14 protein-coding genes and 2 pseudogenes are annotated in these 13,315 nt (G+C 59.0%); 6 read left to right on the forward strand and 10 right to left on the reverse strand.

All coding sequences use genetic code 11. The features are described 5' to 3' along the window. Nucleotides 1-26 precede the first annotated feature (26 nt). From K5H97_RS21095 to K5H97_RS21125, 7 genes and pseudogenes are all read right to left on the reverse strand, one after another. Nucleotides 27-326 (reverse strand): hypothetical protein, encoded by a 300-nt coding sequence (locus K5H97_RS21095; RefSeq protein WP_230962685.1) that lies wholly within the window; start codon nt 324-326, stop codon nt 27-29. A 1-nt stretch (nt 327) separates the two neighbouring features. Further along, the gene (locus K5H97_RS29780; RefSeq protein ID WP_232108963.1) at nt 328-900 is read right to left on the reverse strand and encodes a hypothetical protein; all 573 of its coding nucleotides are present in this window, start codon (nt 898-900) and stop codon (nt 328-330) included. A gap of 138 nt (nt 901-1,038) precedes the next feature. Beyond that, nucleotides 1,039-1,764: pseudogene (locus K5H97_RS21105) on the reverse strand (hemagglutinin repeat-containing protein); the annotation flags it as partial. 128 nt (nt 1,765-1,892) lie between these two features. Beyond that, nucleotides 1,893-2,405: a hypothetical protein gene (locus K5H97_RS21110; RefSeq protein ID WP_081791578.1), complete on the reverse strand. Its 513-nt coding sequence runs from the start codon at nt 2,403-2,405 to the stop codon at nt 1,893-1,895. 268 nt (nt 2,406-2,673) lie between these two features. Next, nucleotides 2,674-3,132, reverse strand: coding sequence for a hypothetical protein (locus K5H97_RS21115; RefSeq protein WP_051555689.1), 459 nt, complete (start codon nt 3,130-3,132; stop codon nt 2,674-2,676). A 236-nt stretch (nt 3,133-3,368) separates the two neighbouring features. Beyond that, a complete protein-coding gene (locus K5H97_RS21120; RefSeq protein WP_155952691.1) occupies nt 3,369-3,686 on the reverse strand; it encodes a hypothetical protein in 318 nt (105 codons plus the stop codon). Nucleotides 3,687-3,830: 144 nt separating this feature from the next. Next, a pseudogene (locus tag K5H97_RS21125) lies at nt 3,831-4,685 on the reverse strand (IS256 family transposase); the annotation flags it as partial. 350 nt (nt 4,686-5,035) lie between these two features. On the opposite strand from K5H97_RS21125, the gene K5H97_RS21130 reads away from it, so the two are divergent. After that, nucleotides 5,036-5,305: a hypothetical protein gene (locus K5H97_RS21130; protein ID WP_028693087.1), complete on the forward strand. Its 270-nt coding sequence runs from the start codon at nt 5,036-5,038 to the stop codon at nt 5,303-5,305. A gap of 11 nt (nt 5,306-5,316) precedes the next feature. On the opposite strand, the gene K5H97_RS21135 is transcribed toward K5H97_RS21130, so the two are convergent. The 3 genes from K5H97_RS21135 to K5H97_RS21145 form a co-directional block, all read right to left on the reverse strand. Then, nucleotides 5,317-5,553, reverse strand: a complete 237-nt coding sequence (locus tag K5H97_RS21135) for a BrnA antitoxin family protein (protein WP_028693086.1) — start codon at nt 5,551-5,553, stop codon at nt 5,317-5,319. Beyond that, a complete protein-coding gene (locus tag K5H97_RS21140) occupies nt 5,528-5,836 on the reverse strand; it encodes a BrnT family toxin (protein WP_028693085.1) in 309 nt (102 codons plus the stop codon). Before K5H97_RS21140 ends, K5H97_RS21135 begins: the two co-directional genes overlap by 26 nt. A 158-nt stretch (nt 5,837-5,994) precedes the next feature. After that, nucleotides 5,995-7,320: a DEAD/DEAH box helicase gene (locus tag K5H97_RS21145; protein WP_028693084.1), complete on the reverse strand. Its 1,326-nt coding sequence runs from the start codon at nt 7,318-7,320 to the stop codon at nt 5,995-5,997. A 142-nt stretch (nt 7,321-7,462) separates the two neighbouring features. Here K5H97_RS21145 and K5H97_RS21150 point away from each other — a divergent pair, with 142 nt between their 5' ends. The 5 genes from K5H97_RS21150 (at nt 7,463) to aepX (ending at nt 13,296) form a co-directional block, all read left to right on the forward strand. Beyond that, on the forward strand, nt 7,463-8,755 hold the full coding sequence (locus K5H97_RS21150) for a mechanosensitive ion channel family protein (RefSeq protein ID WP_028693083.1): 1,293 nt from the start codon (nt 7,463-7,465) through the stop codon (nt 8,753-8,755). Between the two features lie 294 nt (nt 8,756-9,049). Beyond that, complete coding sequence (locus tag K5H97_RS21155) at nt 9,050-10,270, forward strand: MFS transporter (RefSeq protein WP_050706791.1); 1,221 nt, start codon at nt 9,050-9,052, stop codon at nt 10,268-10,270. Nucleotides 10,271-10,313: 43 nt separating this feature from the next. Continuing rightward, nucleotides 10,314-11,516 (forward strand): pyridoxal phosphate-dependent aminotransferase, encoded by a 1,203-nt coding sequence (locus K5H97_RS21160; protein WP_028693081.1) that lies wholly within the window; start codon nt 10,314-10,316, stop codon nt 11,514-11,516. Nucleotides 11,517-11,549: 33 nt separating this feature from the next. After that, nucleotides 11,550-12,377 (forward strand): hypothetical protein, encoded by an 828-nt coding sequence (locus K5H97_RS21165; RefSeq protein WP_028693080.1) that lies wholly within the window; start codon nt 11,550-11,552, stop codon nt 12,375-12,377. A gap of 28 nt (nt 12,378-12,405) precedes the next feature. Then, a complete protein-coding gene (aepX, locus tag K5H97_RS21170) occupies nt 12,406-13,296 on the forward strand; it encodes a phosphoenolpyruvate mutase (RefSeq protein ID WP_155952737.1) in 891 nt (296 codons plus the stop codon). The last annotated feature ends 19 nt before the right edge of the window (nt 13,297-13,315 follow it).

The raw sequence follows: 13,315 nt of genomic DNA on the forward strand, positions 1-13,315 counted from the left end.
GAGAATCCCTAGCTCCTTTGGCATCATCAGGTTTCTATGCGCCTCAAAAACTCGGCCATCGCTTGCGGATCGCGCTCCGCAAGTTCTTCAATCAGATCTTCGGCTGCCCAGTGCAGAATCATGTCTCCCCCATCCCCTGCTTTGCAGATGATGAGATCACCTGATAAGGTAGAGTCAACAACATTGACCTCTCTATCACTAAGTGCCATAAGACCACCGTAACCTTCATAGGGAATAACCCAGTAAAAGCGCTCATTCCCTACCCAGTAAATCCCAAATACCTGCACAGGCTCAGCCCGCCCAATTTCTCGAACAATCATATCCACATCACTCAATAGTTCTTCCAGGTTGCAGCACAGGTGGAAGCTGCTGCGGCGTTGTGATTTTCATATCATATGCCTTGTCGGTCACAGAGTTATATTGGTAGTGAATAGTAACATTCTCCCCATTAGGTAGACGATGACTAACTTCCATTTTTCTCCACCCTTCACTTCGCGGAAAATCTTTATCACCTGCCAATTTAGTATCACGACCCGCTGAAGGATTATCTATCACTCTATTCCACAAAATCTGCTCATTCAGGTCTCTAGGCCCCTTGGACTGATAGCTCTTAGCTGTTGAATGAGTTGCATAGTTTGGAAGACCAGCAGAAAACTCATCCGCCGCATTATCCCGACCATAGTGTTCTCTATTAAGCTTAGACCTTTCAGCAACAGAATGTGGACTGTATGGATCATCCAATACACTGGGCTTACCACCACTGAATCCAGCTGTACCTCCATCTTTCGCACCATTAATGACACCCCTCCCGCCCCCTGGCAACTCCACAGGAGTAGTCGTTGGCTTTTTGGCCTCATGCCCACCACTCCCTTTGCGCCCCGAGGCAACACCCAGAATCATGCTGCTGATGGGCGAAAAAGGGGACAGATTTATTTTCTATACTCTAGATTCGACCTGCCCTGCATGACTGTTCGACCCCTTCTCCACTACAGGATCGAAACTAGAGCAGGAAAAATAAATCTGTCCCCTTTTTCGCCACACGGTGGCACGGACAATCTGCTCACGGTCCTTTTCATACTCCCAGCCACTGAGGTTGCCATGGGTTTCGGACTTGCCGCCGCTTGTCTGCGACCAACTGCCGCCGACGTTGAGGTAATAACCGTGCTCCTTGTCCTTGCCGGCGATATCGCTGTAACCCAGCGTGCCGGTGTCGAGCTTGAGGTTGCCGTTTTCGGCGGCGATCAACGCGCCATCGAGCTGGGTGTGGTGCTCGGTGCGAATGTCGACCTTGTTCCCAGCGGTGATGCGTGTCTGGTCCTGGACCCAGTTGGTCTTGCCGGTCGTCTGTCCATAGCCCACCGAACCGCTGACACTGGCGCCGACACCCACGGATACCGTTGCACTCAGGTCGAACTCCTTGCCCTCGACCTTGCCGGTATCCGCTACGGAGGCAACCTTGAGATCGCCTCCCACACGGCCGATCACCTCGTCGCCACGCATCTGCGCGCCGGCGATGGTGGTGTCCTTGCCGCTGCTGAACTTCAGCTGGTCCCCGGCATACAGGAACGCCTGTTGCTGCTGCTCGGCCTCGCGCTTCAGGTCGCCCTTGCCGATATCGACACTGGCGTAGAAACCAACCTTGCCCTCGCCAAACGCCAACCCCGCCTCTCCGCCACCGTTATGACGGGTGTTCTGGCTGTTGCTGTCGTTCTGTGCCGAACGGATGTTGATGTCATTGACCGCGGCAATATCGATATCGCGCCCCAGTAAAGGGGACAGATTTATTTTCCCCACTCTAATTTTTACTGCCCCTGCATGACTACCAGGACCGAAATTAGAGCAGGGAAAATAAATCCGTCCCCTTTTTCCTTGCCGTTTTCCTTTTTACACCATTAAATCATGCCAATATTTCGCAACACTCCCTCACTTACAAATTCTAACCCACCAGCGTCCACCTTGGATCCGTCTATGTAATGGGAATGACCACAGACGTCACATTGGTAAGCCAGTAACCCGTTATGCCTACCTATAAAGACGCGCAGCCCAGTAGACTCACACCTAGGGCATTGTTTATCAACTTCAACAGTTATCAAGGCCTCGATTGTATCGCGTAGAAACCGCGCTATAGACTCAACGTCCTTAGCCTGATGTCCCAGAATGACCTTTTTGAAACGTGTTATATCACTAGGTAAAAATGACGAATAATCAACAGGCATCAAACTTTCATTTACATCTGAAAGCTCATCGACCCCATAACTCAAAAACGGCTCAACAGTAAAATACTTATAATTACCTCTGACCCACAAAAGAATAACCCCAAGAACATCTCTTAACGATGACTCTTTACTAAGCAGCATCACAGCCAACTGAAGCTCACGCCACACATGCACAGGGAGAGACCTCATTAGTTCATCACCTTAACCGGGAAGGTACTTATCAAGTTACCGGCTTTATCAGAGAACACCTTTATCACTAAAGTAGCGCAAAGGGGACAGGTTTATTTTCTATACTCTAGACTCCACCTTCCCTGCATGACTGCTCGCCCCCTTCTCTACTACAGAATCGAAACAAGAGCAGGAAAAATAAATCTGTCCCCTTTTTCGTTCGTTAGCACACCTAAAAGCATTCGTATCGGGAAATCCCCAACACGCAGCAGCGGCAATCTAAATTTGCTCACACCTGTGCCGGGACAGGTATATAAACAGCCTCCACCATTGCACTTTTGCCATTCTCCAAATCTGGAACATAGAGCCCTATTTCGAGACCATCTGTCAGTAATTTCAAACCGGAGCCATCGTCCTCGAACTCATAATTGGCATGGATCCGTTGGAGAAATTGCTCCAGCAAATCGACCGAAACCCCGAGAAGTGCCTGCCCCTTAAAGTTCAACGATGCTTCAGGATAGTAAAGTTGCACTCCGCTCAAGCTATCGTGCTGGTCATACCATGACTTCATCAGGACGTCACCAAAGACATCCGTCGAGTTTTCGGAGAAAGCAGTCTTGGCAAACACCTTGTAGGGGAGCTGTAACTTGGCCCTGACTTTATCACGCCCTCGCACCCCAGCAAATATATCAAGCCCATCTTTTGAACTATACGTAAAATTCAAGCCATCACCTTTCGATGAAACCATTTGAGTCTAGTGCGCCCGCACACTTTAACATCCGCTCGATCACCGCATCTTATTTGCTGCCAAAACGAGAGCGAATGTCACCCACCTCCATCTGCAACAAAAGGGAATAGGTTTATTCTCTCGACTCTAACTTTTACCGACCCTGCATGACTACCAGCCCCTTCATCCAAAGACACCGAAATTAGAGCAGGAAAAAAAATCAGTCCCCTTTTCCCCGCCCCTCCCCCTTTGCGCCATCAAGTTTTTACTAGAACGAATTCCAAAAAAACATCAGAACCTGAAATCGTGTCAAGAAAATATCTGGCTGACTTTCTCGACGCAGCAGGAAATCTCTTTCCGGCGGATACCGCCAAGGAAGAAAAGTCTGCAATACAATCTAAGTCAGGAATTCTTTTATATCCCACAACTTTAAACCCATCAATTCCGAGTACAGCCGCATCGTGCACCTCACAAAAATCCAGCAACTTACGTCCATCTTCTAAATTGAATAGAGGTGTATCACCCCACATCCTAGTAGGCTCTGGCCCCACCCACACAAACACGAACTCCTGCATCTCTAATCCCACACAAAAGCGCAAAAGATGACAGATTTATTTTCTATACTCTAGTTTCGACCTGCCCTGCATGACTGTTCGACCCCTCCGCCACTACAGAATCGAAACTAGAGCAGGGAAAATAAATCTGTCCCCTTTTTCCTTGGCCAGTGCCCGCCGCTTGTCCCAGGCTGCAAAGTCCAGGCTGTTGCGGATCAGGTGCACGATGCACGTCTGCAGCGTCGTCTCTGGAAACACGGCGCTGAGAGCCTCTGGCATGCCTTTGAGGCCATCGGTCACGGCAATCAGCACATCCTCGACACCACGTGTCTTGAGATCGTTAAAGACCTTCATCCAGAACTTCGCACCCTCGGTGTTCTCGATCCAGATGCCCAAGATATCGCGCGTCCCGTCGGGTAGAACGCCCAGCGCCAAGTAAATGGCCTTGTTGCGCACCAAGCCTTCTTCGCGGATCTTCACCCGCAGTGCATCGAAGAAAATGACCGGGTACATGGGCTCCAGTGGCCGCTGCTGCCACGCGCCAATTTCTTCCATGACCTCGTCTGTCACAGAGCTGATGAAGTCGGGTGAGACCTCTGTTCCATACTGCTCGGACAGAAAGGCTCGGATCTCTCTGACCGTCATGCCACGGGCGTACATGGCGATGATCTTGTCATCGAAACCGGTGTACCGCCGCTCATGCTTGGGGATGAGAATGGGCGCAAAACTGCCGTCTCGGTCACGAGGAATTTCCAGCCGCAGCGGGCCATCGCCGGTCAAAACCGTCTTGCCACTCTTGCCGTTACGCTGGTTGGTTTCATCCTCTGGGCGCTGCGCGCCCGGCGGATAACCCAGGTGGTGGCCAAGTTCAGCGTGCAGAGCGCGTTCGATCAAGGCCTTCTTGAACGCCGCAGAGGCATCCTCGATAGCCTCTGCGGTCATCAGGCCCTCACCGAACTGCTCCAGCAGCTCTTTGGGGATTTTGGGCAGGTCACGCAAGGGTTTCTTTTTGGTTGGCATACATGCACCTCTTACTCATGTTATGCCCGAACACAAAATTTCTGACACCCTCCGCGGATCAGGTCCTGGTCGCCAGGCGAGGCAGCACGGGCCGTACTCATGGCCGTGCAGGCCAACAAGGCGGCAAGCACGCAAGCTCGCCCCCGGTTAAAACGCATAGACATCATCCAGTCCCTGGACCACGGAAAAAGAGCGCGAGATATTATTTAGCCACTATCATGACGTCAAATTAATATCGCCAAAAAACCGTGAAATCTTCAAGGAACCCTTCCAGCAATCACCTCGACTGAACTTCCAGGCAGACCGGCGCCTCCACCGGACTGAATCCACTGGTAACAAGGAGTCGAGGGATGAAACCGTTGCCATGCCTTATCTGCGCGGCCACCCTGCTCTGTGCACAGCCCATCTTGGCCTGCACACCGGAAGAGGCCACGCAAAAAAGAGAAGAACTGGCAGGGCTGGTCAGTCAGTTGACCGAACAGAACCCGCGCAAGGCCAAGGAGATAAACGACGAGCTCCAGCACATGGAGCTCGGAACGGCCAGCAAGGACTTGCCGGACAAATGCCAGTTGATCGACAAGCGCATCCAGGAACTTAAAGAAGCGGAAAGGAAAACCTGACCGCGCCAGTGTCAGCGTCGCTGCTGGGCCTGCATGTACTGGCGAAGCAACTGGTTGATGCGGGTCTGGTAGCCGGCGCCCTGTTCCTTGAACCAGGCCAGCACGTCGGCGTCCAGGCGGATGGTCACCGTTTGCTTGGCCGGCACTCGCAGCTCGGCGCGGCGGAAGAAGTCATCGTCGAGTTCGGGGATGTCCGAGGTATCGACCGGGGCTTGGTCTTGCTCACAGTTTATGGACGGTTTCGACATAGCGCGTTACCTCACGTCGGGTGGCTCTTCTGGCGGAAATGATGCGGATCACATCACCCTGCCGTTCGGTGTAGGCGACCAGGCTGACCCAGGCATTGATCCAGCCCATGCCGATCCAGCGTGCCTCCGGGTACTCGAATCGCTCATCGCGCAACGCCAGCATCGGCTGGCGGAACATCTCGGGCACGTCGTTGAAGTCGATACCGTGCTTGCGGATGTTGAGCAGGTTCTTTTCCTCGTCCCATTCAAATCGTACGGGACAATCGTATTTACAGCTGTACATACGCTACTCCTCCTTGACTGCACATGCCAGAGGAGTGTGGCGGGTAGGCGACAAAATGCCCGGGCTTGAACAGGGTTTGGGAAATGGGCTACGCGCCCTGGGGAAGGAGGTGAAGCAACCCGCCACCGTTGCAGTGGCGGGCTCATTGCCGGTGATATTTACTCAGCGGCTGGCTTGCGCTTTTTCAGTGGTGCCAGGCCGTCGGAGCTGGCCAGAGGCGCATTGGCCTTGGGCTTGGCGGTAGGCCTCTTCTTGGCGGCACCCTTCTTGTCGCCACCGGCCTTCTTCTCGACCTTTTTCTTCTTGCTGCCGGCTGCCTTGCCCGAGGCCTTGACCTTCTTCGGCCCGCTGTAGGTACCCTTGACCTCCTTGATGACGCGGCGCTCGAACTGCTGCTTGAGGTAGCGTTCGATGCTGGACATCAGGTTCCAGTCGTTGTGGGTGATCAGCGAGATCGCCAGGCCTTCGCCACCGGCACGGCCGGTGCGACCGATACGGTGCACGTACTCGTCACCGCTGCGAGGCATGTCGAAGTTGATCACCAGGTCCAGGCCGTCGATGTCCAGGCCGCGAGCCGCGACGTCAGTGGCCACCAAGACCTTGGAGCCGCCATCCTTGAAGCGGTCGATGGCCAGCTTGCGGTCCTTCTGGTCCTTCTCGCCGTGCAGGACGAAAGCCTTGACCTCCTTGGCCACCAGGTGTCCGTAGATACGGTCGGCCAGGGCACGGGTGTTGGTGAAGATGATTGCCTTCTGGTAGGTCTCATTGGCCAGCAGCCACTGCACGATCTGCTCTTTGTGCTGGTCGTGGTCGGCGGTGATGATCTGCTGGCGGGTGCCTTCGGCCAGTTGCGAGACACTGTTGAGCATCAGGTGCTCGGGGTCCTTGAGCACTTTACCGATGATATCGCGAAGGGCCGCCCCGCCGGTGGTGGCCGAGAACAGCAGGGTCTGTTTGCGATTCTCGCACTCCTTGCACAGGCGCTCCATGTCTTCGGCGAAGCCCATGTCGAGCATGCGGTCGGCTTCGTCGAGGATCAGCACCTCCACGTGCGACAGGTCCAGGTTGCCAGCATTGAGCTGCTCGAGCAGACGGCCAGGGGTGCCGATCAGCACATCCGGCACCTTGCGCAGCATGGCGGCCTGTTCCTTGAAGTCTTCACCGCCGGTGACCAGGCCCGACTTGATGTAGGTGAACTGCGAGAACAGTTTCACTTGCTTGAGGGTTTGCTGGGCCAGCTCGCGGGTCGGCAGCAGGATCAGCGCACGGATCTCCACGCTCGGGCCGCTGCGGTCGACCAGGCGGTTGAGCAGCGGCAGCACGAAGGCGGCGGTCTTGCCGCTGCCGGTTTGCGCCGTCACCCGCAGGTCACGCCCTTGCAGGGCCAGGGGAATGGCCGCTGCCTGCACCGGCGTCGGCTCGACAAATTTCAGCTCGGCCACGGCTTTGAGCAGGCGTTCGTGCAGGGCGAATTGGGAAAACACGGGGTAACCTCGGGCAAGTGCGAAAAATTCAGTTGCATAGGGTAACGTTTTCCGTGGCCAGAACCGAATTTCTTTTGGCAACTTTGCGCCGATCCACGCTCTAATACCCCTTCATACCGCAACACAGACCGCTTTCACGCCCATGGACATCCAACGCTTCTGGCGCGACGCCCTCGACCTCTGGGGCACGCTCGACCAACATCCGCTGCTGCATGCCGCCCTCGGCCTGATCGTGCTGCTGCTGGTCTCGCTGCTGATCGGCCGCCTCGCCCGCTTCCTGATCCTGCACTCCACCCGCCTGCTCGGCCGCCAACAGGCGCTCAGGTGGCTGGACGACCTGCGCCACAACAAAGTGTTCCACCGCCTGGCGCAGACCACCCCGTCGCTGGTGGTGCAGTTCGGCCTGAAGCTGGTGCCGGAGCTGTCGGCCACCACCCAGCACTTCCTCGGCAACGTCGCCCTGGCGGTGACCCTGCTGTTCATGACCCGCGCCCTGTCCTGCCTGCTCGACGCGCTGCTGGACATCTACGCACGCACCGAGCACGCCCGCACCCGCTCGATCAAGGGATACATGCAGCTGGCCAAGATGATGCTGTGGATCTTCGCCGCCATCGTCATCGTCGCCACCCTGATCGACCGCTCGCCGCTGTTGCTGCTGTCGGGCCTGGGCGCCATGTCGGCGGTGCTGCTGTTGGTATACAAGGACACCCTGTTGTCGTTCGTCGCCAGCGTGCAACTGACCAGCAACGACATGCTGCACGTCGGCGACTGGATCGAGATGCCCCAGGCCGGCGCCGATGGCGACGTGGTGGACATCACCCTGCACACGGTCAAGGTACAGAACTTCGACAAGACCATCGTCTCGATCCCCACCTGGCGCCTGATGAGCGAGTCGTTCCGCAACTACCGCGGCATGCAGCAGTCCGGCGGGCGTCGGATCAAGCGCAGCCTGTTCATCGACGCCGCCGGCGTGCGCTTCCTCAGCCCGGACGAAGAACAGCGCCTGGGCCAGGTACGCCTGCTGGGCGACTACCTGGCGCAGAAGCGCCAGGAACTGCATCACTGGAACGAGGCCCTGGGCCCGGTGGCGGAGCTTTCGGCCAACCGCCGCAAGCTGACCAACATCGGTACCTTCCGCGCCTTCGCCCTGGCCTACCTGAAGAACCACCCCAACGTGCACCCGAACATGACCTGCATGGTCCGCCAGATGCAGACCACCGCCGAAGGCGTGCCGCTGGAGATCTACTGCTTCACCACCACAACGGTATGGGCCGAATACGAGCGCATCCAGGGCGATATCTTCGACTACCTGCTGGCGGTGCTGCCGGAGTTCGGGCTGAGCCTGTATCAACAGCCGAGTGGCAATGACATGCGCGCGGGGCTGGCGGCCAGGCCGCCTTTGGTGACCTCGATGCGGGAGTTCGACGAAGCCTGATCTTGGGTGTGCATGGGAGCGGGCTTGTCCCGCGAAAAGGCTGGCACGGCCATCGCGGGGCAAGCCCGCTCCCATGGATCGCTGACGAACGGAAAGTTTTTTCAGCTGCGCACAATGGCCTTGTGTTCTCACAAAGCGCAAAGAAACAATTAGTTACAAGTATTTCAGAATTATTAAACGCCGGCCTTCGAGAAATACGAATACCCGCCTCTCCCCGCTTCTCCTAACCTGCAGCGAACAGGTCGCCTCCAATGACAGGCGGCACGGTATCGGACAAAGGACTGCGAGCAAGCGATGCGTCAGGACATCTCCCTGGAAAAACCACTCGACGAACCGGACCGCAGCGATCCGGCCAACCGCCGCAAGGCACTGGCCGCCGGCAGCCTGGCCCATGGCGTGCACGATGGCCTCACCGACGTTATCTATGTGCTGCTGCCTATCTGGCAGGCCGCCTTCGGCCTGAGCTATGCCCAGGTCGGCCTGCTGCGCGGCGCCTACGCCGGGATGATGGCCGGTTTCCAGTTGCTGGCCAGCCGCGGCGCGCGCAAATGGGGGCGCGAAACCCTGCTTGTCAGGGGCACCGCCCTGGCGGGCTTCGCCTACCTGCTGGCAGCCCAGGCCACGGACATCAATCTGCTGTTGCTGGCGCTGATGATCGGTGGCCTCGGCGCCAGCACCCAACACCCGCTGGCTTCGGCGCTGGTGTCCGACGCCTACGAGGGCAGCGGGCGGGTCAAGCAGGCGCTGGCCCAGTACAACTTCGCCGGGGATATCGGCAAAGCGATCATCCCTGGCCTGACCGGGCTGGTGCTGGTCTACATCTCCTGGCAGACCAACGCCACCCTGCTCGGCGTGCTCGGCATCGCCGCCGCCTTCGCCTTGTGGTGGCTGATGCCGAAGAACCAGGCCCACGAAACCGCCAGCAAGAAGACCAAGGTCGCCGACGCGACCGGCACGCCAGCCGGCCTGATGGCGCTGATCGCCACCGGCAGCATCGACAGCGGCGTGCGCATGGGCTTTTTGACCTTCCTGCCGTTCCTGCTGCAGAGCAAGGGCGCCAACACCGAGCACATCGGCCTGGCCCTGGCCCTGCTGTTCATCGGCGGCGCCTTCGGCAAGCTGTTCTGCGGCTACCTGGGCGCACGCCTGGGGCCGGTGCGCACGGTGATCTGCACGGAAGTGCTGACCGCGCTGCTGATCCTGCTGGCACTGGTATTACCCTTTGGCGCCCTGATGCTGGTGATGCCGCTGATCGGCGTGGCGCTGAACGGCACCTCGTCGGTACTTGGCGGCCTGGTTCCGGATTTCGCCCCACGGGACCGGCGCGACCGGGTATTCGCCTGGTTCTACACCGGCACAGTGGGTGGCGGCGCCCTCGCCCCGGTGCTGATCGGCGCGATATCCGACCAGGCCGGCGTCACCGAGGGCCTGGTGGTGCTGGCCTGCGTGCTGCTGCTGACCTTGCCGCTGTGCCTGGTGATCTACAACGGCATGAAGGGCCTGCCACGCCGCTGATCCGCAATATCGGTCCAGATCAAGAACAACAAGGACGTCAACCATGAGCAACGGACTGTCGCAACGATCCGCGCGTATCAGCGCGCCCGGCACCTCGAGCATGCGCAGCAAGGCCAACGCCCTGCGTGACGCCGGCATCAAGGTCATCAACTTCGCCGCCGGCGAGCTGTCCAGCGACGCCGCTCCGGACATGCGCCACGGCGCCATCGCGGCGGTCCACGAACAGTGGAACCGCTACACCCCGCCCCTGGGCAATCCGCGGCTGCGCCAAGCCCTGGCCAGCAGCGTCAGCCAGCGCCTGGGCGTCGACTACGGCGCCGATGAGATCGCCGTGTCCAGCGGTGCCAAGCAAGCCCTGTTCAACAGCGCCATGGTGCTGTTCGACCCGGGTGATGAAGTGATCATACCGCGTCCTTACTGGGAAACCTTCCCCACCCAGGTCGAACTGGCCGGCGCCCGTCCGGTATTCGTCGACACCAAGGGCGACAACCACAGCCTGCGCGCCGTGGCGGTCAAGGCCGCCCTGTCGCCGCGCAGCAAGGCGATCATCATCAACACCCCCAACAACCCCACTGGGGTGGTCTATGACCCGCGGGAACTGCTCGCCATCGGTGAACTGGCCCTGGAACACAAGCTCTGGGTGATCTTCGACGAGTGCTATCGCAGCCTGCTGCGCAATGGCCAGCAGCACCACAACCTGGTCGCGCTGCTGCCCGAGCTCAAGGCCTCGACCATCATCATCGACTCGTTCTCCAAGAGCCAGGCAGTGACGGGCTGGCGCCTGGGCTATGCCTGTGCGCCGAAGGCAGTGGTCACGGCCATGCACAACCTGCAGGCCCACACCACCTCCAATCCCAGCAGCCTGGCCCAGTACGCGGCGCTCAACGCCCTGGATGGCGACGGCGCGCGGCAGTTCGGTGCCGAAGTCAATGCCCAGCTCGATCGGCAGCTGGCTGTCGCCACGGCGCTGCTCGGCAAGCTTGAGTCCATCCGTTTTTCGCCACCCCAGGGCGCGTTCTACCTCTACCTGGATATCGCCCGCCTGCTCGGCATGCGCTACCGGGGCGAGGCGATCCGCGACGCCAGCCACCTCTGCGAGCTGTTGCTGACCGAGGCGCGCATCGCCCTGGTGCCCGGCTGCAGCAATGGCGACCCGTGCGCCGTGCGGCTGTCCTATTCGGTAAGCCCGCAGGACCTCGAGGAGGGCCTGGGCCGCTTCACCGACTTTATCGCAACGCTTGCCTGACCCCGGACTTTCCACCACCCGCGAGAACATGACATGAAGAAAACGGATTTCATGCTGTCATTCGTCGACCAGGCCCTGACCGATGTGCAGGACAAACGGCTGGCCAGCGCCCTGAAAAAAGGCTTCGAGGTACACGCCGACCTGCTGGAGGACTACCTCGATACCTACCAGCGCATCACCGCCAAACCCTGGTCACGGGAAAGCCTGTGCACCTTCTTCTGTGGCTGGCGCAGCCCGGACGGTGCCGCCCATGCGGTATCAAGCATCATCGTGCGCTTGCTGCAGGAGTCCGAGGCCATCGACGATCCCCAGGCCCGGCTGCTATTGCTGGACGCCGCCCGTCACTGCGGCGAGATCATCGTCGAGGACATCGGCCTGGGCGAAATGCACGGCCACCCGCACCATTCCAAGCTGTATGCGCGCATGGCCACCGCCATCTGCGGCTCGGAGGACTGGCGCCTGCAGGACCGCTACCTGAACCCGGTGACCAAGGAATTCTCCACCTGGGTGGGCAGCAAGCGTCCGCTCGCCCCGCAACTGGTCGAGGCCATCGAGATGATGGCGATGACCGAGTTGTTCAATACCGGGGAGTACAACGTGATGACGCCCCTGTGGAAGGACTGGCTCAAGGAGGCGCAAGGCAAGACGCCGGGCGAGGCGCATCGCATCGCTTCGTTCCTCAGCGTGCATTGCGGCGCGGTCGAGGCGCAGCATTTCTTCCATGCCACCAGCGCCCTCGAACTCTACTGCCGCGCCACCCGCCAGGCACTGGACCACGCACGCATCGAGGCACTGTCCTACGAATACGTGAAAAGAGCCTGCGAGCACCTGAACAAGATGGAGTCGGTGCTCGCCGCCTGACGAACACCTCACAACAGGGATGAGGCATATGAACGTGATCAAGCGTGACGCACGCATCGACCTGCGCCAGTTGTTCAGTGAAAAAGCCTGCCTGCGGGTACTCGAGGCACACAGCCCGATCTCGGCCATGCTGGCCAAGAGCGTGCGCCTCGGCGCCGGCGACACCAGCCTGGGCTACGATGCCATCTGGTCCAGCTCGCTGACCGACTCGACCCAGCGCTGCCTGCCGGACATCGAGATCCTCTCGCCCAGCGACCGCCTGGAACGGCTGAACGAAATTCTCGCGGTCTGCGACCTGCCGCTGATCTACGACGCCGACACCGGCGGCAAGATCGAGCATTTCGCCATCCATGTGCAGTGGCTGGCCCGCGCCGGGGTGTCGGCGATTGTCATCGAAGACAAATGCGGGCTGAAGAAAAACTCGCTGCTGGGCCTGAGCGTGCATCAGGAGCAGGAAACCGTCGAACTCTTCTGCGACAAGATCAGGGTCGGCACCCAGCATCGCCTGGAGGGTTCGATGATGATCTTCGCCCGCTGCGAGAGCCTGATCCTGGAAAAAGGCCTGGATGACGCCCTCGCACGCTGTCGCGCCTACACCGAGGCCGGCGCCGACGGCATCATGATCCACAGCCGCAAGAGCACGGGCGAGGAAATCCTCGAATTCGCCCGCCGCTTCAAGCAGACCCACCCGCACACACCCCTGGTCTGCGTGCCGACCAGCTACCCGCAACTGACCTTCTCGTGCCTGGCTGATGCCGGTTTCAATGCGGTGATCTACGCCAACCACATGCTGCGCGGCGCCTACTCGGCCATGCGCCAGGTCGCCACCAGCATCCTCGAGCACGACCGGGCCTATGAGATCGAGCCGGCCTGCATGCCCATCGATGAAATCCTCAGCCTGGTGCCCGGCACACGATGACCACCCCATCGGGGCCGCA

The organism is Pseudomonas mosselii (assembly GCF_019823065.1).
GTDB lineage: Bacteria > Pseudomonadota > Gammaproteobacteria > Pseudomonadales > Pseudomonadaceae > Aquipseudomonas > Aquipseudomonas mosselii.

Coding starts and splice junctions, on each gene's coding strand:
- K5H97_RS29780 (WP_232108963.1), bottom strand. CDS start 900: ATGATTCTGGGTGTTGCCTCGGGGCGCAAAGGGAGTGGTGGGCATGAG.
- K5H97_RS21110 (WP_081791578.1), bottom strand. CDS start 2,405: ATGAGGTCTCTCCCTGTGCATGTGTGGCGTGAGCTTCAGTTGGCTGTG.
- K5H97_RS21115 (WP_051555689.1), bottom strand. CDS start 3,132: ATGGTTTCATCGAAAGGTGATGGCTTGAATTTTACGTATAGTTCAAAA.
- K5H97_RS21120 (WP_155952691.1), bottom strand. CDS start 3,686: ATGCAGGAGTTCGTGTTTGTGTGGGTGGGGCCAGAGCCTACTAGGATG.
- K5H97_RS21130 (WP_028693087.1), top strand. CDS start 5,036: ATGAAACCGTTGCCATGCCTTATCTGCGCGGCCACCCTGCTCTGTGCA.
- K5H97_RS21135 (WP_028693086.1), bottom strand. CDS start 5,553: ATGTCGAAACCGTCCATAAACTGTGAGCAAGACCAAGCCCCGGTCGAT.
- K5H97_RS21140 (WP_028693085.1), bottom strand. CDS start 5,836: ATGTACAGCTGTAAATACGATTGTCCCGTACGATTTGAATGGGACGAG.
- K5H97_RS21150 (WP_028693083.1), top strand. CDS start 7,463: ATGGACATCCAACGCTTCTGGCGCGACGCCCTCGACCTCTGGGGCACG.
- K5H97_RS21155 (WP_050706791.1), top strand. CDS start 9,050: ATGCGTCAGGACATCTCCCTGGAAAAACCACTCGACGAACCGGACCGC.
- K5H97_RS21160 (WP_028693081.1), top strand. CDS start 10,314: ATGAGCAACGGACTGTCGCAACGATCCGCGCGTATCAGCGCGCCCGGC.
- K5H97_RS21165 (WP_028693080.1), top strand. CDS start 11,550: ATGAAGAAAACGGATTTCATGCTGTCATTCGTCGACCAGGCCCTGACC.
- aepX (WP_155952737.1), top strand. CDS start 12,406: ATGAACGTGATCAAGCGTGACGCACGCATCGACCTGCGCCAGTTGTTC.